Source organism: Paenibacillus sp. EB106-06-01-XG199, from assembly GCF_058791575.1.
In genome coordinates this window covers 263,854-284,330 of the sequence record NZ_JBYTDQ010000006.1, presented here as the reverse complement: position 1 = coordinate 284,330, position 20,477 = coordinate 263,854, and the positions used below count along the sequence as shown (strand labels likewise).

The 20,477-nt window shown below is 50.3% G+C and carries 20 protein-coding genes and 1 pseudogene; 8 read left to right on the top strand and 13 right to left on the bottom strand.

Annotated elements, in window-relative coordinates:
- Positions 1–34: 34 nt before the first annotated feature.
- The 4 genes and pseudogenes from AC3WT9_RS22525 to AC3WT9_RS22510 all read right to left on the bottom strand — a co-directional run.
- The gene (locus AC3WT9_RS22525; RefSeq protein WP_341097160.1) at positions 35–391 is read right to left on the bottom strand and encodes a nucleotide excision repair endonuclease; all 357 of its coding nucleotides are present in this window, start codon (positions 389–391) and stop codon (positions 35–37) included.
- Between the two features lie 102 nt (positions 392–493).
- Positions 494–1,468 carry an NAD-dependent epimerase/dehydratase family protein gene (locus AC3WT9_RS22520; RefSeq protein WP_341380129.1) on the bottom strand — a complete coding sequence of 325 codons (975 nt, stop codon included), beginning with the start codon at positions 1,466–1,468 and terminating at the stop codon, positions 494–496.
- 805 nt (positions 1,469–2,273) lie between these two features.
- A complete protein-coding gene (locus tag AC3WT9_RS22515) occupies positions 2,274–2,822 on the bottom strand; it encodes a TetR/AcrR family transcriptional regulator (RefSeq protein ID WP_341097166.1) in 549 nt (182 codons plus the stop codon).
- Positions 2,823–3,850: 1,028 nt separating this feature from the next.
- Positions 3,851–4,963 (bottom strand): annotated as a pseudogene (locus AC3WT9_RS22510) (nitric oxide synthase oxygenase); the annotation flags it as partial.
- Positions 4,964–5,235: 272 nt separating this feature from the next.
- Between AC3WT9_RS22510 and AC3WT9_RS22505 the strand changes: the two are divergent.
- Together AC3WT9_RS22505 and AC3WT9_RS22500 are read left to right on the top strand one after the other, a co-directional pair.
- Positions 5,236–5,466: a SunI/YnzG family protein gene (locus tag AC3WT9_RS22505; protein ID WP_341097170.1), complete on the top strand. Its 231-nt coding sequence runs from the start codon at positions 5,236–5,238 to the stop codon at positions 5,464–5,466.
- A 36-nt stretch (positions 5,467–5,502) separates the two neighbouring features.
- Positions 5,503–5,814: a putative quinol monooxygenase gene (locus AC3WT9_RS22500; RefSeq protein ID WP_341380134.1), complete on the top strand. Its 312-nt coding sequence runs from the start codon at positions 5,503–5,505 to the stop codon at positions 5,812–5,814.
- Between the two features lie 121 nt (positions 5,815–5,935).
- Here the strand turns inward: AC3WT9_RS22500 and AC3WT9_RS22495 are convergent, their stop codons facing one another.
- The 6 genes from AC3WT9_RS22495 to AC3WT9_RS22470 all read right to left on the bottom strand — a co-directional run bounded on the left by AC3WT9_RS22495 (position 5,936) and on the right by AC3WT9_RS22470 (position 12,728).
- Positions 5,936–6,772 (bottom strand): EcsC family protein, encoded by an 837-nt coding sequence (locus AC3WT9_RS22495; RefSeq protein WP_341380135.1) that lies wholly within the window; start codon positions 6,770–6,772, stop codon positions 5,936–5,938.
- Between the two features lie 224 nt (positions 6,773–6,996).
- Positions 6,997–7,278 (bottom strand): hypothetical protein, encoded by a 282-nt coding sequence (locus tag AC3WT9_RS22490; RefSeq protein ID WP_341097175.1) that lies wholly within the window; start codon positions 7,276–7,278, stop codon positions 6,997–6,999.
- A 78-nt stretch (positions 7,279–7,356) separates the two neighbouring features.
- The gene (locus AC3WT9_RS22485) at positions 7,357–8,769 is read right to left on the bottom strand and encodes a hypothetical protein (RefSeq protein WP_341380434.1); all 1,413 of its coding nucleotides are present in this window, start codon (positions 8,767–8,769) and stop codon (positions 7,357–7,359) included.
- A gap of 71 nt (positions 8,770–8,840) precedes the next feature.
- Positions 8,841–9,536, bottom strand: coding sequence for a DUF6033 family protein (locus tag AC3WT9_RS22480; protein WP_341097177.1), 696 nt, complete (start codon positions 9,534–9,536; stop codon positions 8,841–8,843).
- Positions 9,537–9,731: 195 nt separating this feature from the next.
- A complete protein-coding gene (locus tag AC3WT9_RS22475; protein ID WP_341097179.1) occupies positions 9,732–11,720 on the bottom strand; it encodes an FAD-binding protein in 1,989 nt (662 codons plus the stop codon).
- A gap of 201 nt (positions 11,721–11,921) precedes the next feature.
- Entirely contained in the window at positions 11,922–12,728 is an 807-nt protein-coding gene (locus tag AC3WT9_RS22470) for a MerR family transcriptional regulator (RefSeq protein WP_341097181.1), read from the bottom strand.
- A 203-nt stretch (positions 12,729–12,931) separates the two neighbouring features.
- Between AC3WT9_RS22470 and AC3WT9_RS22465 the strand changes: the two genes are divergently transcribed.
- The 3 genes from AC3WT9_RS22465 (at position 12,932) to AC3WT9_RS22455 (ending at position 15,563) form a co-directional block, all read left to right on the top strand.
- Positions 12,932–14,020, top strand: coding sequence for a UvrB/UvrC motif-containing protein (locus tag AC3WT9_RS22465; RefSeq protein WP_341380138.1), 1,089 nt, complete (start codon positions 12,932–12,934; stop codon positions 14,018–14,020).
- 192 nt (positions 14,021–14,212) lie between these two features.
- Complete coding sequence (locus AC3WT9_RS22460; RefSeq protein ID WP_341380140.1) at positions 14,213–14,800, top strand: hypothetical protein; 588 nt, start codon at positions 14,213–14,215, stop codon at positions 14,798–14,800.
- A gap of 91 nt (positions 14,801–14,891) precedes the next feature.
- Positions 14,892–15,563, top strand: coding sequence for a hypothetical protein (locus tag AC3WT9_RS22455; RefSeq protein WP_341097185.1), 672 nt, complete (start codon positions 14,892–14,894; stop codon positions 15,561–15,563).
- A gap of 161 nt (positions 15,564–15,724) precedes the next feature.
- Here AC3WT9_RS22455 and AC3WT9_RS22450 read toward each other — a convergent pair whose 3' ends face one another.
- On the bottom strand, positions 15,725–16,591 hold the full coding sequence (locus AC3WT9_RS22450; RefSeq protein WP_341380142.1) for an SDR family oxidoreductase: 867 nt from the start codon (positions 16,589–16,591) through the stop codon (positions 15,725–15,727).
- Between the two features lie 268 nt (positions 16,592–16,859).
- Between AC3WT9_RS22450 and AC3WT9_RS22445 the strand changes: the two genes are divergently transcribed.
- On the top strand, positions 16,860–17,408 hold the full coding sequence (locus AC3WT9_RS22445) for a hypothetical protein (protein WP_341097187.1): 549 nt from the start codon (positions 16,860–16,862) through the stop codon (positions 17,406–17,408).
- 68 nt (positions 17,409–17,476) lie between these two features.
- On the opposite strand, the gene AC3WT9_RS22440 is transcribed toward AC3WT9_RS22445, so the two are convergent.
- Entirely contained in the window at positions 17,477–18,064 is a 588-nt protein-coding gene (locus AC3WT9_RS22440) for an NAD(P)H-dependent oxidoreductase (RefSeq protein ID WP_038597923.1), read from the bottom strand.
- 120 nt (positions 18,065–18,184) lie between these two features.
- Between AC3WT9_RS22440 and AC3WT9_RS22435 the strand changes: the two genes are divergently transcribed.
- Together AC3WT9_RS22435 and AC3WT9_RS22430 are read left to right on the top strand one after the other, a co-directional pair.
- Positions 18,185–18,613: a MarR family winged helix-turn-helix transcriptional regulator gene (locus AC3WT9_RS22435; protein WP_341097189.1), complete on the top strand. Its 429-nt coding sequence runs from the start codon at positions 18,185–18,187 to the stop codon at positions 18,611–18,613.
- A 95-nt stretch (positions 18,614–18,708) separates the two neighbouring features.
- The gene (locus AC3WT9_RS22430; RefSeq protein WP_341380145.1) at positions 18,709–19,755 is read left to right on the top strand and encodes a C40 family peptidase; all 1,047 of its coding nucleotides are present in this window, start codon (positions 18,709–18,711) and stop codon (positions 19,753–19,755) included.
- Positions 19,756–20,113: 358 nt separating this feature from the next.
- On the opposite strand, the gene AC3WT9_RS22425 is transcribed toward AC3WT9_RS22430, so the two are convergent.
- Positions 20,114–20,419, bottom strand: coding sequence for a hypothetical protein (locus tag AC3WT9_RS22425; protein WP_492407953.1), 306 nt, complete (start codon positions 20,417–20,419; stop codon positions 20,114–20,116).
- Positions 20,420–20,477: the final 58 nt, after the last annotated feature.

The window sequence follows — 20,477 nt, the reverse complement described above, 5'->3', positions numbered from 1 at the left end:
GCCCTATTGGACCACGCCTTTTGCCCTAAATTCATTATTTATACAGGACTTTCTCCACATTGTACTTGGCTTTCAGCTTGTTCACAATGTAGGTTTCGTAAATCTCTCTGTCGACCGGATCCTCAACGAGGCATACCTCAATCTTGGTGACTTCGTCGCGATGGGGCTTCATTACGGATACGTTATCTTCAAAATGCTTTTTGATTCTGGGTCTCAGCTTTCTGGCCTTGCCTACAAACAACAGCTCGTCGTTGTCGTTATAGAACATAAAGATACCGCCGGCTTCACGCGTAATCAGGTGGAAATCCGTAAATCCGTAAACATGGCTCAGCACAGGATTCTCCTGCTTGGTAATCGTAACATCCGGTGCCGGGATGGTAATGCTGATCATTCGTGCTCACTTCCCTCTTGTATATAGAAATAAATAGTATCACAGATCAAGTGGCCTGACTATTTCTATCTTCTGCGGCTTTGATGTATTTTATAAGCGTGTTCACAAAGATTTATTCTGCCGGGCCTTAAGCACGCGGATCGTTTCCGTAATTCCCTGTTCAAACGGTGTGGCCGGAATCGGCCCGACGGTACGTTCATATTTGCTGCCGCTTAAAATAAGGGGCTCCTTCGTTAGATAGAGCATCTCGACAATCTCCTTCATGACCGGGATGAACAGTCCCAGCAGCGACAAGCCGGCGGCACCGACGGGTATAACCGGTTTTGATGATCCGCTAGCCGTCCGGGCTATCCGGACAATCTCTTTACCCGAGATGATGCCCGCACCTGGAATGTTCCAATTCTGCCCGTACGCTTCCTCCCTGCCCGCCAGCTCCACCATCATCACTGCGGCATCCGGGAGGTAGACGTATTCACGCGGAACGCTCATATTTCCGATGAACATCGCTGGTTTCCCGGCGGCAATCGCCTCCAGCGTCGAACCCAGATACGATGCCTCGTTGGCGGTCGGCCCGTAATAATCGGGCAAGCGGACGATCATTCTTTTGGCCCGATTCCAGCGCGGGCTGAAGAACATCCGCTCAAACTCAAGCTTGACTTTCCCCTTTTGGGTATGCGGATTCTTCGGATAATCCTCATTGATCGGCTGCTCATTCCGTCTTTTACCGTACGGATAAATGCCGTCCACCGCAATAATCCGGGTCCCTAGCTTGCTTGCCGCCTCCAAGACCGCTTCCCCCATCGGCAGCAGCTTGGTGCTCATCTCGTGATAAGGCACCGAAGCACAATGGAAAATAACATCAGCCCCCTGCGCGGCCTCCTGTACATCGCCCGCCTTAAATACGTTGCCGGTCTTCAAGCGGAGTCCTGTTGGATTCCCCAGCTTCGCTGCAAGCTGCTCCAGCTTTGGCAACGATCGCCCAAAGGCGACCGTTTCCACCCCTCTTTTCAGCAGCTCGGCAATAATGACCATTCCTGTTCCTCCGGTTGCACCTAACACGACAGCTTTGTTTAACATTTTAATTACCTCCTGATTAGTGGGTTTGGGTTTGGGTTTGGGTTTGGGTTTTTGGCTCTTGGCTCTTGCTCTTGGCTCTTGGCTCTTGGCTCTTGGCTCTTGGCTCTTGGCTCTTGGCTCTTGGCTCTTGCTCTTGCTCTTGCTCTTGGCTTCAACGGATTGGGTAGTGATTAATCAATAATTAAACACTTTCGTGGTTTCTGACTGTCACGGACTGGAGAGACGTTATCTTGCTGTTCGAAGTCTATTTGACTTCCATTCGGACTCAGGTGCACTTATTGAGTGTGAAAATCAACAAATTGAGTGTTATTGTGAACAATAGCTGCACTGAGGTCCGATCACTGCTGCAAACAGGAATTTCTCCGAAATAAGAGCTCTGGTGTCCGGAACACCATGCTGACGAACCATCAGGAGGATTGGCTTTAGGGTGATACGGCGAGATAGCGAATCGGCTTTAGCAATAGGCTATGAGATCGGCGTTACGGCCACTCGGATTAGCACTAGGCTATGAGATCGGCGTTACGGGGATTCGGATTAGCACTAGGCTATGAGATCGGCGTTACGGCGATTCGGGTACTTAACTTAACCATATTGCCATACGGCATACCGATGGAGTCTAATGCTTGGCGATTGACTATTTAACCAGTTGATGAGCGGCTCAAGATACCGTTGCTCCTTAGTACTTTAGTTTCTAACAGGGCACTTTTGTTATGGGCTAATCACTAACTAAAATTCATTAATATCTAAGGGACTCCGCCCTTAGATCCTGGTCACTAACCAAACTCACCCTAGTACTCGCTGGTGCTTACAGATGCTTTGGCTTTAGTTCCGGCATTCCCAGCGCCATTGCGATATTGCACAGCATGCCGTTAGCCATAAAAGTGCTGACCTCAACCTCGGGATGCTCCATTCCGGCAGCCACAAATTTCCCCTTAACCAGACTGGTGACCTCAAGCATTCCCTTCTGCATCGCACGGAGGATCATTTCATCACGGATGCCCAATGCCTGCACTTGCAGAAGAATCTCATTAGGATGGGTCTCCATCAATTGCTCATATACCCGGATTGTTTCCGCAAGCAGCTGATCTGCAGGAGCCTCAACACTCTTAAAGGTACGGATAATCCGCTCAAAGGCACGGTCCAGTGCGGCTACAAACAGTTCCTCCTTGTTCTTGAACAGCTTGAAAATATACGGCTGGGAGATGCCCACTCTCTCCGCCACCTGTGCAGTGGTCGCCCGGTAATAACCAAGTTCGGCAAAAACCACAACCGCCGCCTCCAAAATCTGCTCCCGCCGGTTAACGGAGGTCGCTTCAGCTGCCTTAGACCGGACCGTACTGGATTGTTTGTTCATGATGGCCTTATGCCTCCTTTTCTGATGAATAGTGAAGTGATTCTCGCCTCAATCGGTGGTTATTGATCAATCACTTTATTGGTTAGAAGTATATACTCCAATTCTTAAATAATCAAGCCCGTATTTTAAAAGTCTAGCCGGCTGTTCCACCTTTACAATTCGTGTGGCTGTCGTCATTAGCAAGGGTGGAGGACTGGATGGAAATGTCCGTATCACTTGCAGCCAGAGTGCCGTTTAGGAAATAGTCCGCAAGTCTTCTTCGAATTATAGTTACGCTTGGGATATCCCCTGCTGAGCATTCTGTCCGACACCACACTTGCAGATGAACGCTGAATCAACTTATGGTGCCCCCTTCAAAATAAATGTATTTACTGCAACTATTCAGGGGTACAATAGAGCTTTTTTAGAGATAGATGTATTTCGTACAACTAGAATTGGCGAAGAGCAACGTTTTGCCCAAATCACCCCTAAATAATTGTACAGAATACAGCTATCTCCCATACTGCTCCAAAATGCTGGTTTTTAGATGTATGAGATGCAGTTAAAGAAAACGAGAAGCTGATAGCCCGGAGGAACTATTGCTGGTGGTGAAAAGGGCAAGCCATCTCCGCCGCTGCATGTTCAGGTCCAGCAGGAGTTTCTTCGCTCCGATGCTCCATGATGTCCAGGCCCGCCGCAGTGGTAGAACTGGTATGCCCCGTGCTATCTCGCCTACCTTCCTGCTCAGCTTCTTGCATACCCTCCTGAGCACATTCTCGCGCACTTTCTCGCGCACCTTCCAGTGCCCCCACATACGTACCTCCTCGGGTACCTTCTTGCGTACCCTCCTGCATACCTTCTCGCGCACCCTCTTGCGTACCCTCTAGTGCCCCCTCCCGCATACCTTCTCGCGTACCCTCCAGCGCCCCTTCCTGCGCTCCCTCTTGCGTACCCTCCAGCGCCACTCCCTGCGCACCCTCTCGCGTACCCTCCAGCGCGCCCTCCTGCACACCTTTCAGCATACCATCCGCCTCCTTCAGCCACCCTGCATAAGCAGAACTTTGGTAGACCAGGCGCGGGCTGAGGTTAAGCTCTTTCAGCTTGTTGTCATTCCAGATTGGCGTAGCCGAGGGTGACATTGGCGGGATCAGCCAATGCCATTTCCCCGATACTCCCCGCCCCCGCTGCTTCTCCTGCTCCTGAAAGCGGACGAACTGATCAGCAGCGGTATGATGATCCACTATGCTTACTCCGGCCAGCTTGTAGGAATGCAATACGGCACAGTTAAGCTCCAGCAGAGCCCTATCCTTCCAAAGCGAAGTATTGGTCGAACGGTCCAGTCCAAGCAGATCCGCTACAGCCGGCAGCCGGTTATAGCGACTGGTATCACCAAGATTGCGGGAACCGATCTCCGTTTCCATATACCAGCCGTTAAAAGGAGCAGCTGTATACCGGATCCCGCCAATTTCCAGCTGCATGTCCGAAACGATCGGCACCGAATACCAGCGCAGCCCAAGCTCCGGGAAACGTTCGATTTCCGGATGGGTTAGCGGAACCTCCTGCACGATTCCCTCAGGAATGGGGAACAGACGCGGCTGTTCACAGCCGATACTGATTACGAGCGGCAGCACATCGAAGTCGCCGCCGGTCCCTTGCCAGCCAAGCTTCCGGCAGAGCGAAGTAAAAGCATCGGACGCTGGGTCGCCAGCGCGCGGATCCTCTCCATTCCCGGGATACCCGGCATAACGGATCAGTTGATGATTCCAGATGCGGATCACTTTCGCAGGATCTTCACCGCTGCGGAACACGGTCATCACCGGACGGATGCGTCCTCCGTTATTGGCCCGCTCCATGTGGGCCAGCAGCGCTTCGGCCACCTCCTCTGCGGTTTCCTTCCCGCGTGCGTCAATCACCTCGAGCGAATGCCAGAACAGACGCCCGATGCAGCGGCTGTTATGCCGCCACGCTACCCTTGCTCCATGTGTCAACTCTTCTTCGGTATGCTTATAAGTACCGCTTTGCAGCACTTCTTCATGTATGGCCGATATCCGCTCAAGGATCTCAGGCTCGGATTTCTCCAGCTCCCCGTAGCATAACCGGATGAACGATTCGGCCTGACCTATTAAGTCTTCGCGCAAAACTCCGCAGTTATTATTTTCCATACCGTCCACTCCCTTGCTTGATCCGTTCTGCCGGATGTTCGTGATATTTTTCTCAAAGAGGGATGAATTTGTATTCCTGTGTCCCTGAAGTTAATAGCATAATCATAGTAACTCCTGCGGGAATAAGCAAGAATCGGACAGGCTGTGGGCAAGGAGACTCAAGCGATCCTTTGAATGCTTATATACCGGAGACCAGCCAGCTCTATAAAAATATAAACTGAAAAAAAATCTAATTTTGTATATTATAGTATGGAGTCTTCAGTTGGCATTATGTGATCAAGTGGCAGCTGTCAAAGTTTGAAATACCTCTTTCGGAGATTGTGGAGGTTACACAGGACGATACTTATGGCGGTTCCGAAAAAAATGCCATTCGAATCGGTACTCCTTACGGCACAACGGACAGGGTTGTCATTAAAACACAGTCCAACATTTATATTTTATTTACCTCGGATGCAGTGGCAATTATAAAAAAAATAGAGGATCTAGGGAATTCTGAAAGTTAACCGCTTCTGTTAAAATAAGAATCTGGGGTGATACATATGAGCAAATATGGGATGTACGCTAAATTTACTGCACAACCCGGCAAACGTGATGTTTTGGCAGAAATCTTGCTGGAAAGCACGGCAGCTGCTGAGACTGTCGAAGAGTGTGAGCTTTACATCATCAATTTCTCGGAGACCGAACCGGATATTCTCTGGGTTACCGAGGTATGGAGCAATCCGGAGGCACATGCGGCCTCGCTCAGCCTGGAAACTACCAAAGCGGCTATTCAGCGCGCCATGCCGCTGATTGCCGGTGTGGAGTCCACAAAGCTCAAGCCTGTAGGCGGCAAAGGGCTGTCGTTTAATTAAAACGCAGACGAACTTAGTGAAGAATATAAAAGGCAATAAACGCAGCCTGCAGCGGCTGCATTTATTGCCTTTTTAGCGTTATCTCAACTCAGCTATTCAAAAAATATCTATAACCATTGATTTATTCCATTTCAGCCAGCCTGGCGATAATTCTACGCTTACGGTACAGCATCCGCGCGGCCTCAGCCACATCCTCCAGCGCCTTCCGGTTTAGATATGCGCCAAAAAACATCCCGGCGACGGGAACGGCCTGGAGCATCTTTTTCCAGCCCCAGTTATCGCGGTAGACCGTAATAACCTCCTTCCAGCCTTGGATCTTGGAGACGGCAGCATTCGCTCCGGCAGTGATATCGCCGTTGCCTCCGGCCTGCAGATTCAGCTCCTGCAAAATCGTCCGTTTCCCCACAATATCCGAAGACGCGAACTGCATCACCTTGACCGTGAAAATCCGTTCCGCCTTGTCCGTAGGATTATAGCCATAGCATAGACCGATTTCCTGAATGACCTTCAGCGACAGGCCCAAGATAGCGGGAATATCGGCAGCAAGCGTGAAGAAACCCCCGAATCCGGTTGTAGCCCCTTGCGCCGTTGCTACATTCCGGCTGCTCTGACTCAGCTTCAATGCGGCCTCATCCATCACAGCGAGCGGAAACGGTCCCTTCTCGCTTCCCCCGGCAGCCCGGCTGGACGACTCCAGGAGCGAGCCCACCTTACGTCCAGCCACCAGATAGTTGCCCCCGTTCTGGATATAACTGCCCAGTTCATCCAGCAGCCTGCCCAGCTTCTCGTGTATCACCTTTGGTGTGATTTTGTCCAATAGCTTGAACGGCAAGCGGGTGATCCGGTCCCAAATCATCAGCTTGTTCTGCTCTTTTTCCCATTTTACAATTACGGCAAGTGCGGCCTGCAGCTCCGCAGCCGTTTCAAAGCGTGGCAAGCCTTCGGCAGTTTCCGGCATAGGGTAACCTCCTAAAAGTTTTGTGAGCGTTTCTTCACTGAGTTTACTTCGTACAAAATCCACACGCAACAGCGCCTCTTATCTTTATAACCGAATTAACGGCTATTGATTGCCTCATCCTACTATTCGTTTCCGGGTCAAGCCAAACAGGCATTTCCGGAGACTCACCGGAAATGCCTGCGGCTGCACATACTGCCTGGGAAACACCATCATTGAGCTGGGCTCTAATCCTTAATCTGGCTCTGCTGCACTTCCAGAGCGGCTAACCTTTCCTTCTCATCCTGTAGTCTTTCTTCGGTTAGATCAACGCCATGGCCGCCCACCGAACCCTCCGGGGCATGCTTGACTGCATTTTCGGCATGCTCCAGACTATTCCCGGCTTGGGCAAGAGTCTGTTCATTCGGATGGCTTAAAGCCTGCGTTACTGAGTTATGCAGCTTGGTCACAGAATCTTGTGCCTGGTCCACTGTGCTGTTCGTCCGCAAACTGGATTCATAGTGCCTCATAAGTTGAATACTCCCCCTTCTGTCACGCTTCCGATCCTCTTTAGCATGGATAAGGGGAGGTTTTCTTATACACAATATCTACATCAGGAACATGGCGACAATCGTCGTCGCCGAAAGGCCCAGCAGCACCGGCTTCAGGTTCCGCCGGGCCAGCTCGAACGGGCTGACGCCGCAGATGGCGGCTGCCGGAATGAGCGCCCACGGAATCAGTGTACCGCCGCCGACCCAGATGGCGGCCACCTGTCCAAGGGCGGTCAAGGTCGCCGCGCCGGAATGAATCGCGGCGGCAAACATCTGGGCAATCGGGCCGACCAGCGAGATGCCGGAAAAGCCGGAGCCGTCAAGGCCGGTGATCGCGCCGATCGCCGTTAATGTTACGGCTCCTACCGCGCCATTCAGCGGAACGTGCGCTGCAAGGGCGACGCCAAGATCATTCACGATGCCGTGTGAGCCGCCGGGCAGTGTGTTCCCAAACAGCTCGGTGAAGGCCGAATCACCGAGATAAAAGAAGGCCGCGATGGGGATGACCGGGCCAAATACTTTAAAACCAAAGATAAATCCCTCGATCAGGTAAGAGGTGATTTTCTCCAGCCCCTGGTTATGATGGGCCTGCAAAGTGATCGTAATCAGGATCAGCACGGCGGTTCCGCCAACCAGGGCCGTAGCATCGCCACCCTGCAAGTCAAGGATAAACATCGCCACTACATCGAGCAGGAACAGTAAGGGGATGGTGATTGCCAGCCCTTTTTTCAGACCGGGGCTCATCAATACCGGAGCGGTCTCCTCCGCTCCTGCTGACAACGGACCTGAAGAACCTTTGACCGACACCAGCCCGTCTCTCCAGGTTCCATTTCTCTGATCTCTGCGCATCATCCAGAACGCCGTGACCGTAGTGACCAGTCCCATCACTATAACGAGCGGCAGGCTCGCCTCCATAACACTGGACACCGGAAGGCCTGCGGCATCTGCGGTCAGCTTCGGTGCCCCCTGAATTATATAATCACCGGATAAGGCAATCCCGTGGCCGAACAGGTTCATCGCCATCGCTGCGCCAAGCGCGGGCAAACCCACCCGGACAGCCACCGGGAGCAGTACCGCCCCGACCAGCGCCACCGCAGGTGAAGGCCAGAAGAAGAGCGAGGTAACCATCATAATCAGCCCGATCCCCCAGTAGGCCATCGCTGGTGTGCGCAGAAACCGGGTAAGCGGAGCCACCATCGTTTCATTAATGCCGGTAGCCCTCAGAATCCGGCTCATGGCCACAATAATGGAGATGATCATAATTGTGCTCATCAGCTCTTTGGTCGCATAGACAAATGAATTGAAGATTCCCGACACCGAACCGCTGAGCGTACTTGTTGCAAGCAGCCCCAGGGCAAAAATCCCGGTCACACAAATCATCGTTGTATCGCGCCGCCTGATCAGCAGCGTCATAATAAACACAATAAAGACCAGATACACCCAGTGAACCGCAGATAATTGAATGCTCATCATCTTTGGCGCCCCCTTTCCTCCTCAAGCAAGATGGTGCTATATGCTATGCGGAGGGTTGGGCTATTGTTCTACTGCCTCTTGTCTGACTTGCTGTTTCTGATCAGCAAACTTAGCTTTAGCAAATCCCTGGAGGACAGAGCTCTGATGGCAGCAGGAAGCGCTGGCTCCCCTGGCTGGGTAACAGGCTGCTTCCCGCTACCCTCCGGCATGACCCATTCGGTTTCATTCCGCGCTACTGCAGCAATATGTGCCTGCTCCGCTTTTTCCTTCAGCTTATCTGCCTCGATTCGTCTGCCTTTCTCCACTTCCCCGGGAGAAGCTACTGATGCAGACCAAACCGTATATGTACCATCTTTGTGTATAATCAGACTGTGCCCTGTCACTGTGACCCCATGCAGCTCTTCCATCTGGGCCAGACTCTTCAAATCTTCATGGATATAGCTATCAATATAACCGTAAACCTTCTTCTTTATGGAAGGGTCCTTGCTCATTAGATGCAGAATGTTTGGTGCCACCACCACTTCCTGCAGGCTGCCGCTTATACCTCGCTTGGTAATGTCCTTATCATCTGCCGGGATGGTTTCGATACTGACTGTAAAGTCGTAAATATCCCTAATCTTCTGCGCCTGTTCCTCAGTCATAGCCGTAACGGAAGCCAAGGTTTCAGAGAAGCCAAGGGAGGGCGCTGCTGTGGTATCCTTGATCTTGGACTGCGGCGGTCTTTTAATTGAGCTTCGCTGAACTCTTGATATTGAAATGTTCATTCAGCATTCCTCCTTCCTGCATAAACAATGCACTATACCCTATTTATCGGCGCATAAGAAAGAGTTATTAAACCGTGCAAGCTCCCGGCAAAATCTATAAGACTAACCAACAGTGCCGTCGTAACTGCGCTGAATCCGCAAAAAAACCACCCCGGCGCTTAGCCGAAATGGTTGATTAAAAAGTATTGGGGAAACTCATTTCCCTAAAGCGCTGCTGGCAGCATCTTCACCGCCAAGACGGCCGGAAGTGAATGAATAGCCGATGCCGACACCATTACCAACATAGGTATCGTTGAACAACACGCCTTCCGACTCCAGTCCGACAGCGTACAGGCCTTTAACAGGCACACGTTTGTCGTTCAACACCTGGAATTGGGTGTTGACGAGCAACCCGCCGACAGAGCCCAAGTTGTTGATCTCGGCAATAATTGCATAGTACGGACCGCTTTCTCCCATAGGAAGCAGATAGTCCTTCGCTTTGCCGAATTCAGTATCTACGCCTGTCTTGGTCGCTTCCTTGTATTTGCTGAAGGCATCTGCGAATACAGCCGCGTCCATTCCGGCATTCTTAGCCAACTCTTCAATGGTGCTGCCTTTATAGCCATCTCCATTCTCTACCATGGAGTCAAAGACTTTGTCCGCATCCTTCCAAGGGTTCTCCAGCGTGAACTGCTTCGCAAATGTTGCGTAGAATTCCGGCGGCATTCCCGGCAGACTAGGTGCTTGTACACCGTTCATCCCTTTAGCCTTCAAAGCGTCGATCTGTGACTTGGAGACAATCACGTAATGATAGGCACCGTTAAATGCACTCGTATTGGCGGCTGCCACTGCAGTAAGCGTAGCCGCTTCGTCTCTGAATCTCGCCCCGGACGAGCCTACATTCATGAAGTTCGGCAGGTAGGAAAGCATCAGCGGGTAGCTGGCCTCAAACGGCTCATATTGTGTCTTCAGCTTCTCTGTTGCTCTGGCCAGCGTCTGGTGAAGCATTTGTCCGCCGAAGTTATCAGGAACCTTGGCCCCGGCAGCCCAGGACATTTCCAGGCCTTCGCCGATATTCTGGCCCAGTCCGCCATTTATGCCCTCAAACCCGAAGGCTTCCTTAACCATTTCCTTGTTGGCAGCATAACCGCCGGTGGCCATCACGATGCTTTTGCCGGTAATCTCCAGCGTTGTACCGTCTGCCTTCTCGGCTACTACACCGGTCACTTCTCCATTACTGCCTGTAATCAGCTTCTTGGCCGTAGTTTCTGTGATAACCTGTCCGCCTTTTTTCTCCACCGATTCTGCCAGCATCGCCCGGAGCAGGTCCTGGCGGGTCTCGTAGGCCGGAAGCATATGCAGCTGTTCACCTGCGAAATTGATAAAGGTGGTTTTGTAGCCTTTTTGATTCAGCCAATCATAAGTATCCCCGGACTTCGTCACATACTGGCGGATCGCCGCGGCGTCCACACGCCAATGGTTATTGACGATCCAGTCGGAAATTTCTTTCTCCACACTGATCTTAAGCCCGCTGCTGACGGCAGCAGAGGAATTGTAGAATTTACCCGCCCAGGATAAATTGCTCGCTCCGCCGATCGTTGCCGTCTTCTCGATAATAATGACCTTTGCGCCTTTATCCGCTGCGGATACCGCCGCAGACACGCCAGAGGCACCCGCGCCCACAACGACAACATCGGCGGCCAGCTGTTCTGTCTTGCCTTCGCCGGCTTTGGCAACAGTTCTGGATTTGAAGGCTTCCACATTGCCGCCTGCCTGCTTCAACGCATCTTCAACAGCAGTCAGGATCGCTGTGCTGGATTCGGAAGCGCCGCTGACGGCATCGATGGCCAAGGTTTGACCGGCTATGATTTCTTCCTTCACTTTATTGATAGCTTCAACGCCGATGCCTGCTGTTTCATTTTGGCTTACGACCTGAATGTCCGTAATCTTCTGGGCTGCATCCAGTGTAACTTCCACCTGAATTTTGCCGTCTTTGCCATCAGCTTCCGCCTTGTACGTTCCCGCTTTGAAAGAAGCCGGGATTTCACCCGAATCGGCTGTTGGCTGCGTCGCTTCAGGCGATGCAGACGGCTGCTCCGAAGCGGCCGGTTCACTTGAATTGCCGCTGCAGCCTCCGATGATCGACAGGATCATGACCAGGCACAGCGATAACATGAATATTTTGGTAATGGATAGCTTGCGCATTGCTTATTTGCCCCCAGTATAGTTTTGTGGCCGTCCTTATTTCTCTCTTCCCGGACCGCCCATGCGTATGTCCAGAGTGTAAACCTTGGTGCAGCACCAAGGTCAATGAATTATATGTGAAACTTTTCTCAAAGTGGGGGGTAGGACGGGAAACCCTCTGCTTTTTGAAGAAGCAGTCAGGTTGTTATTCAATAGGCAAGTTTAGATCGGGATATTAATCTCCAGATAGGTTTTGTTCGTTCCGCTCCTTCGTTCTGTGAACAGAATTTTTCCGATAATGTCACCCGTGATGGCATAGCGGTGCTCTTCGGCATAATCCAGCATGAATTGAAAAGCACTCCGTTCGATGTACTCTTCACAAGAGGTTGCAATCACCGAAGATATGCAGGTCGCCGGCTGAAGATATTCAACACTTTCATTCAGGCTCACTTCAAGCTTCTCCTGGTCCTCCTCCAGCAAGGCCAAGCCCCAGCTGTAATCCAGCTCCGCGCTCCTGTAGATACTTTCCGTATTTTCAATCCGGAAGGAATAGAACGTAAAGGGCAGCAGCTCCATCCAGGCTTGGACCGTTCTTTTCAGGCAATCCTTCTGCAGCAAATGATTTTTGTTCGTCTGCTGGATTCTGTATATTCCCGGCAGATGCTTGATCCGGCACTTATAGAAAGAATGGCTGATTACCTTCAGCTCCTTATGGATCTCATTGATCTTGTTCAGCAGCATCGTGCTGCGCCTGATTTCCGCCTCCAATTGCAGCTGCGCGGCGGCGATCGACTCCACTACCTGCTCCGAAGGCGCATCATTAATAAGCTCGGCGACATCCTGAAGCGGAATCTGCATACTGCGGTACCACCGGCTGGACAGCAGATTCCGGGCATCCAAATCATCAAAATAACGGTAGTTGTTATGATGATCTTTCATGGGTCTGACAATATCATGCTTCTCATACAGCCGCAGCGTATCAGCCGTTATCCCTAGAATGGATGCGAACTCCCCGATTGAATATTTCATGAAATCCCCCCAGTTTGTCGAAATTTATATTTTATATCCTTAATGATAAGGGGTTTTGACGGGAGCCTTTGTGGGTTATATCACATCGCCATATTTCTCACACCGTAGAGCAGAAATCGGACTTTTCCAGTCGCCGCCGCCAATAGCATCGTTTATACTAGACTCTACTAGAGAACGTAATCAGCGGAGGAGATTTCATGCCTATGAATCTAACAGAAAAGGTGGCAGCCCTCCCTTTATCGCCCGGAGTCTATCTGATGAAGGACAGCCTCGGCCATATCATCTATGTCGGCAAAGCCAAGCAGTTGAGGAAAAGGGTGCAGTCCTACTTCTACAATTCCAAGGGGCATTCGCCCAAGGTAAACCGGCTGGTCAGCAACATCAGGGATCTTGAATATAGAGTGACCGATACGGAATTTGAAGCCTTTATGCTGGAGTGCCAGCTCATTAAGGAAATTAAGCCGATGTACAATAAAAAAATGAAAAATCCGCTCGCCTACACTTATATCACCATTCGCAATGATACCGCCTACCGGCAGCTTGAAGTGGGCTATGATCCAGGACAGGCTGAGAACAGCCTATCCTTTGGTCCCTTTACAAGCAGAAGCACGGTGGAACGTGCGGTGCAGGGTATTAAGGAATGTCAGAAGATCCTCTGCAGCAGTCCGCATGCCAAACAGACGCTCTGTCTCAACCATTCTCTGGGCCTATGTATCGGGATGTGTGGAGGCGGAGAAGCGCTGGAGAAATACAATGGCATTATCGACCAGATCATCGCCCTGCTGAATGGAGAGGACACGGGTATCCTTGAGGATCTGGAGCGGCGAATGGATGAGGCGGCGGAGAGATATGATTTCGAGGCGGCGGCCAAATACCGCGACTATGTCGGAGCTGTCCAGTCCCTGCTGCAGAAGGAGAAGGTTACCCGTTTCACGTCAGAGAACCAGAACATCGCCGTCCTGGAGCCGGTGAACGAACAACTTCTAAAGCTTATTCTGATAAAAGGCAGCCGCATTCTCTTCCGGGCCAAGCTGGAAACCCGACATCCGGATATGGCGCAGCTGCAAGCCGGCATCCAATCCGCTATTGCCGAGACCTTCACCCAGTTCACACCGGAACCGCCGGAAGCGGTCAACCGCCATAAAATTGACGAAGCTCAAATCATCTACAGCTATTTAAAAGGCAATTCCGGCAGCTATATCCTTGTTCCCCAGGAGCTGCTTCATCCAGAGCATCAATCGTCTCTTCGCGAGGCGGTGCGTGAACTGCTGGAGAATTATTTCGTGCTGTAACAAAAACGGCTGAATGAGCTTTCCATAGGAAAGCTCGCTTCGGAAGCATAACCAGTCACCGGATTTCCACCGCGTATAGCAGGTTATATCAAGAAATCTGGGGACAACAGCGGCCGGAACTCCAAATATTCACCGCAGTTACGTCCTCGCCAAAATGGGAAATCTTAAATTCAATCTATAGGAGGAAAACACTTGACTCTCAAAAGAACTTATACCTTATTAACAGCAGCTCTTCTACTTCTTGTACTGGCAGGATGCAGCAGCAATGCCGAGCCCGTCACCATGGAGCCGGATACCTTCACCAAGCAGGATATGGCCATCTACAAGGCGGTTAACAGCAAGGAACGCGTCAGCTACGGCATGAGCCGCAAGGATGCGGAGAAGGTGCTGGGGACCGGAAATAAAGGGATTCCGAATTCGTATACATATGATCCCGGAGTGAGCGTGATCTACAGGGATGATAAGGTCGTATCCATAGCGCTGCGGAAAGAATCCCAAGGGGTATATAGAACTGCCCGGGGAGCTGAAGCCGGCATGAGCCATGCGGGTATTAAAGAGTTGTATGGAGAGAAATATGCGATAGAGAATGCTGAGAATTATATGGATTATTACTACGATACAGTAACACGTCAACTTGTGAAAAGTTCTGTAAAGGAGTTGAATTCGCTCTCGGGGGAAGCGCTCAGAGGCATATATATGGTTTCAACAGTCTATGATGAGGAAGGAAAGGCCACGATAATCATACTGATGGATAGGCAGGCAGCTACTACTATGAAATAGTTCCTTGAGAAGGAGTACACAAATACAGAAACTAACAATTATTATAATAACTTCCGATTAAATAATGTATTACATTATTTAGGAGGTTGGTATGAGCGATTTTTTCCAGGATTTTAAGTTGATCGAGAGCAATGCGGAAGAATTTCATATTTTGACACCGGAGTACATCTATTCTGAGATTGGAAAAGAGAACGAAGCACTTGTCGTCCAAGCACTTGCGAGAGGAGAGGATTTTCCGGCAGAAGTCCGTCATGGAAAAATATTTTCAATCGGGGATATTGAATCCGTATCCTCGAACAAAAAGGGAATGTTTACGAATATTGTAACTAGATCTAGTTTCGGAAAAACAGAGACTGACTTTATCGTAATTACGGATCCCGACATTCGCGAAGATTTCATCAGGTTATTACACATACATATGGGTAGTGAATATAAATTTAACAAAAAGCAGCTAACAAGCGTCACAGCTTCCTTAAAGCCCTTATTTTTTGTGCTAATCATTCTGGGGGTAGGGGCTGTTATGACTAAACTTTCAATCAATGCTCAAACTGAACCTATTGAGGAAGGTCGCATTTTGAAAGCTAGGGTTCGTGTTCTTTATTATTTACTGGGCCTGATTAACCCCGTCTGGGTAATGGTTTTTACCGGGATTGCCTTGTTCATTGCACTTGTAATCGTCATTCGCAGAATTGCAAATCCGCCACATATTATCCAAATCAAGCCTGCTAAAAGAAGGGTAGCTTATTTGGCCAGATTTCGATGAACTGTTAAGTTAACTAACTATGCAGGTATGCGGCATGGCATTGCTGCCCTGTATTCAAAAAAGAGTCTGCCCTCCGGTTATGACCGGCGAGGGCAGACTCTTCTTATATTCAAGCCAGCCTGATCATTGACAGGCTGGCTTTGTGCGGTTCAGGCCAGTGTTTACGCCTTCGCACCGTTCAACATTTCACTTATGCCTTCGCTAAGCGGCGTGAGCGGACGCTGCAGCAGCTTCCCGAAATCGTCGCTCTCGATGTCCAAAGCACCTTCGCGGATCGCGGCTTGAATCGCGACCACAATCGGGAGCGCTGCTTCCGGCACGCCCGCTCCGGCCATAACGCTGGAGTAGGTGGCATCATCCACCTGCTGCACAGCAACGTCCTTGCCCAGCACGCTGCCGACTATTGCAGCCAGCTCTGCCTGGGTTGCCGGCTTGCCGGACAATTCGTACACGGCGTTCTCTGTACCTTCGCCAGCCAGAACAACGGCTGCTGCCTCTGCATAGTCGCGGCGGGTAGCCCAGCCAACCTTGCCTTCGCCGGCCGAAGTCAGCCAAGGGGCTCCGGCTTGAACGGCCTGAATGGAGCCGATCTCATTCTCCAGATACCAGTTGTTGCGCAGGAAGGCATAAGGAATGCCTGACTCAATAATGAATTGTTCCGTTGCACGGTGTACCGGAGCAAGGAACAGAGTACTGTTGTCGGCATGGCCAACGCTGGTGTACACGATGTAACCTACGCCTGCCCGCACAGCGGCATCAACTGCTGCCTTGTGCTGGCGGATCCGGGTATCATTGTCGCCGTCTGCTGATACGATCAGCAGACGGTCCACACCGGCAAATGCCGCATCCAGCGTCTCGGGCTGATCGAAGTCACCATGACGGACGTCGACTCCACGAGCCCGCAGGCTCTCAGCCTTCTCCGGGTTTCTTACACTGGCTACAAGCTTCTCAGCCGGTACGGATTTCAGCAAGGTTTCTGCTACGATAGAACCAAATTGTCCTGTTGCTCCTGTTAATGCGATTGTCATGTTAATTCCTCCATTGGACATATTTATTTGAATGACGTATTGCATTTCATGCTGTGTTGAGGTTTTGTTGATCCTGTAACCATTGTAGTTACATGTAGGTAAAATGTCAAATATATTGTTTTCCGCCTTTATTATTTTCAAAAAAAAGGGAACTACTCCGCTTTTACTGCGTCTGTATAAATAAATTCTGAAGCTCATGCTTCCGAAGTGAGTTTGTACAAAGTCGATTCAAGGATGTTATGCTCACAAAACTTTTAGGAGGTTATTCATGAACAAGCTGATTGTTTATTCGTTGGCTGGGATCTTAACAATTGGAATTATGGCATCTTGTGGTGATAAATCCGGCACAAATGCTGCATCGCCAGCGGTGAGTGCTGAAACTGAGATTTCGGCAGCCCCTCAGGCAACGGCTCAACCAACCGCACATGCGACTGATCAGCCCGTAACTACTCCTCAGCCCAGTCAGGGGACTTTTACTACAGGGGTGTTTCTAGATTTAGATACGATCGAAGATCCCTTATTTAACGAGGAGATTAAGAATCTATTGAATACAACATTGGAAGCCTTGGCTAATAAAAAGGAGGATGCCTTCCGCAGCGTGTTCAAAGACAGTCAGTCCGCGGATGCATTTATGTATTTGTTCGGGAAAGATTATTATTTTGATACTATAGGTACCGTTGAACAAGATAAAGAAGGAAGAGTAATCGTAGAAATTAGAGGGAAAGTTAAAGACAGCGGTGAAATAAAAGAGCCTAATTTGTTCTACTATTTCATGAAGGACGCAGACAATCACTGGAGTTTGCGGGCGATTGATTAATCGCCCGGCTCCCGTGCCCGCCAAAGGACGGCGGGCACGGGGAGTGATCTTTTAGAACGGAGAGCCGATTATGCACTCACCGTTTTGAAATAGCGGTACACCTGCTGAAGCTTCTTCGCGTGCTTACCCCGCGGGCTCTCCATGCTGCCGAACTCGAAGAATTTCACCTTGCGGATACCCACGTAGTTAAACAACGCTTTACGCATCAGGGCTTTGTGCGAATTATTCAGCCACAGCAGCGGATAATGCGCCGGACCTTTCATGCTGGATACACATACCACCGATTTCCCCTTCAACAGCCCTTCCGGCAGAAGCCCGCCCTTATCCTTGTACGCAAATCCCGAAGCAAACATCTGATCAATATAGCCCATTAGCATTGCCGGAGGCCGTCCCCACCAGATCGGGTAGACCAGCACGATTTGGTCCGCCCAGATCAGCTGTTCCCTATACTTTGCCAATGCCGGATCACTGTGCATATCCCTCCTGCGTTTGTGCTCATTGAAGACCAGCACTGGGTCAAAACCTTCCTCATATAAATCCAGCACCTTAATTTCCTTGATCTTGCCATTCTCCTTGCTCCCCCGGATCACTTCCTGCAAAAAAGCATAGCTGAGGCTCTTGTGATTCGGATGTGTATAGATAACCAGTGTGTTCATATTCGCTGCCCCTTTACTTATCATTTGATAACAAAAGAGTAACACATCCCAATTTTAGTTGTCAAATGATAATTGTATTTTGATAATTATTTTGCTATGGTGTCCTATAGAGGTGATCCTATGGACCAGAATAATTTATTCCAGAAATTCGTGACTTTCACCACCGCTGTCCATCAAATAACAAGCGATATATCCAAAGGCGTGAAATCCGAGGCGCTAACGCCTGTTCAGTATAAAATTCTTGAATACATTGCCGTGAGCCAGCCCGTCACGCTCAGCGAAATCAGCGACTGCATGCATATGTCCATGCCCAACACGAGCCGTGAGCTGAAGAAACTAAGCGAAAAACATCTATGTCACAAAATCACCGATCCCGCCGACCGGCGCAAGCAGGGCATCACCCTCTCTCCTGAAGGCGAAACCATGATGAACGAGGCCTTCCAGCACATTGCCGTCCGGTTTGCTGACCGCCTCGCACATGTTACAGCAGAGGAACGCAAAGAGATCGAGCACGCGCTCGATCTGCTGCAGGAGAAAGTATTTTATTAAGCGGAATTTCCGTTACCAACATTTAACACAAAACCATTTCGGCTTGGCATCGTCCAACTGTATAGAATCAAATCTATCAGTAAGGTGATGAATACATGACGAAAAGCAAAACTGTACTATTCTCTTTATTGGGCCTGTCCCTCTTCTACTCGGCTTCTGCTCATGCAGACTCGGTGATCCAGACGCAAATCACACCGAAGAAGATCTCCATCTATTTGGACGACAGGCAGCTCCAAGCCGAGGTTCCGCCGGTCAGCCTACGTGGCGCTGTGCTGGTTCCAATGCGCGGACTGTTCGAAGAGCAAGGGGCCAAGCTGAATTGGAATAACACGGCAAAGATCGTTACTGCCACCAAAGGTGACAAGAAGCTAACCTACCGCATCGGGGATACCACCGCCCAGTTGAACGGGCAATCGCTCACGCTGGATGTTCCCGGTCAAATTACGGATGGCTACACTTTAATTCCACTGCGCTTCGTCAGCGAAGCACTCGGAAGCAGCGTAACATGGGAGCCGATTACCCAGTCAGTGCGGATCTTTTCTCCAATAACCTATGAAACCTCCATCCTCTGGGGTGTCAACTTGCGGAGTGCCCCGGACGCCCAAAGCGGCTCCGTCCAGTCAGAAATGCTGCCTAGCGGTGCGAAGGTTCATGTGATCCGTGAGGTTAACGCTTTATGGCTGGAAGTGCGGACCGAAGACAACCAAAGAGGGTACATATCGGCGAAACCGAAATACAGCGATTATACCAGTGCTTCTCTGCTGGATAAGCAGGCCGAAGCGCTGATATCTTACGGAAAGACCTATCTGGGCACCCCGTATGAATTCGGGGCTTCTCCGGATCAGACGAAAACCTTTGACTGCTCTTCGTTTGTGAAGCGATTATTCGGGGACACCCTGTCCATTGAGCTTCCGCGCGTATCCTACGACCAGGCCAAAGAGGGCAAGAAAGTCGGCATCGACTCCTTGCGCAAAGGTGATTTGCTGTTCTTCAGTGCACGCGGCCTCGATATCGGCCATGTGGCCATCTATGCTGGAAACAATCAGATTTTGCATACCTATTCCAAAGACCTGAATGTTCACGTTGAAGCCTTTGACGGCCAGTGGAGAAAACGGTTTGTGACTGCCCGCAGAATTCTATAGATCAATTAACACCCCCTCCAAGGCGCATGAATTAGATCCTTACTGCGCCCTTTGAGGGGGTGTTGTCTTGCCGGCCGTTCGCAGCACTAAGCGAACAAAGCCCCCTATATAGATTGAACTGAAAAGTTTAGAGTAAAGGGCCAGTCGCAATTACAGTGAATATTTGGACTTCCGGCGGCTGTTTGCGGTTGAAATCCGAAGACAAAGGCGGGCGCTATCGCTCCCACAGTTCCAAAATTCCCCACCGTCGCTCCGCTCTCTTTCTTCAAGTTTCAAGTTCATTCTATATAACGGGCGAATAAGCTGGTTCACTAGAGAGATAACGGCAACGGGACCTCATATTATTTAACCTCTTATTTTATCCTCTAGCCCACATATGGTGAAATTCAAATGCATCTTTACCTCTCATTCCGCCATCTGGCCCGCATACGGCCAATTCAAATGCATCTTTACCTCTCATCCCGCCATCCGTCCCGCATGCGGTGAATTCAAATGCATCTTTACCTCTCATTCCGCCATCTGTCCCGCATACGGCCAATTCAAATGCATCTTTACCTCTCATCCCGCCATCCGTCCCGCATACGGTGAATTCAAATGCATCTTTACCTCTCATTCCGCCATCTGGCCCGCATGCGGCCAATTCAAATGCATCTTTACCTCTCATTTCACTTTAGCAACTTGTAGGGGATGTAAGGTTCTTTACGTGCAGTATTCCTCACAGT

Coding starts and splice junctions, on each gene's coding strand:
- AC3WT9_RS22465 (WP_341380138.1), top strand. CDS start 12,932: ATGAATCTAACAGAAAAGGTGGCAGCCCTCCCTTTATCGCCCGGAGTC.
- AC3WT9_RS22525 (WP_341097160.1), bottom strand. CDS start 391: ATGATCAGCATTACCATCCCGGCACCGGATGTTACGATTACCAAGCAG.
- AC3WT9_RS22425 (WP_492407953.1), bottom strand. CDS start 20,419: ATGAGAGGTAAAGATGCATTTGAATTGGCCGCATGCGGGCCAGATGGC.
- AC3WT9_RS22445 (WP_341097187.1), top strand. CDS start 16,860: ATGAACAAGCTGATTGTTTATTCGTTGGCTGGGATCTTAACAATTGGA.
- AC3WT9_RS22430 (WP_341380145.1), top strand. CDS start 18,709: ATGACGAAAAGCAAAACTGTACTATTCTCTTTATTGGGCCTGTCCCTC.
- AC3WT9_RS22485 (WP_341380434.1), bottom strand. CDS start 8,769: ATGAGCATTCAATTATCTGCGGTTCACTGGGTGTATCTGGTCTTTATT.
- AC3WT9_RS22520 (WP_341380129.1), bottom strand. CDS start 1,468: ATGTTAAACAAAGCTGTCGTGTTAGGTGCAACCGGAGGAACAGGAATG.
- AC3WT9_RS22475 (WP_341097179.1), bottom strand. CDS start 11,720: ATGCGCAAGCTATCCATTACCAAAATATTCATGTTATCGCTGTGCCTG.
- AC3WT9_RS22455 (WP_341097185.1), top strand. CDS start 14,892: ATGAGCGATTTTTTCCAGGATTTTAAGTTGATCGAGAGCAATGCGGAA.
- AC3WT9_RS22440 (WP_038597923.1), bottom strand. CDS start 18,064: ATGAACACACTGGTTATCTATACACATCCGAATCACAAGAGCCTCAGC.
- AC3WT9_RS22500 (WP_341380134.1), top strand. CDS start 5,503: ATGAGCAAATATGGGATGTACGCTAAATTTACTGCACAACCCGGCAAA.
- AC3WT9_RS22495 (WP_341380135.1), bottom strand. CDS start 6,772: ATGCCGGAAACTGCCGAAGGCTTGCCACGCTTTGAAACGGCTGCGGAG.
- AC3WT9_RS22470 (WP_341097181.1), bottom strand. CDS start 12,728: ATGAAATATTCAATCGGGGAGTTCGCATCCATTCTAGGGATAACGGCT.
- AC3WT9_RS22480 (WP_341097177.1), bottom strand. CDS start 9,536: ATGAACATTTCAATATCAAGAGTTCAGCGAAGCTCAATTAAAAGACCG.
- AC3WT9_RS22490 (WP_341097175.1), bottom strand. CDS start 7,278: ATGAGGCACTATGAATCCAGTTTGCGGACGAACAGCACAGTGGACCAG.
- AC3WT9_RS22515 (WP_341097166.1), bottom strand. CDS start 2,822: ATGAACAAACAATCCAGTACGGTCCGGTCTAAGGCAGCTGAAGCGACC.
- AC3WT9_RS22435 (WP_341097189.1), top strand. CDS start 18,185: ATGGACCAGAATAATTTATTCCAGAAATTCGTGACTTTCACCACCGCT.
- AC3WT9_RS22450 (WP_341380142.1), bottom strand. CDS start 16,591: ATGACAATCGCATTAACAGGAGCAACAGGACAATTTGGTTCTATCGTA.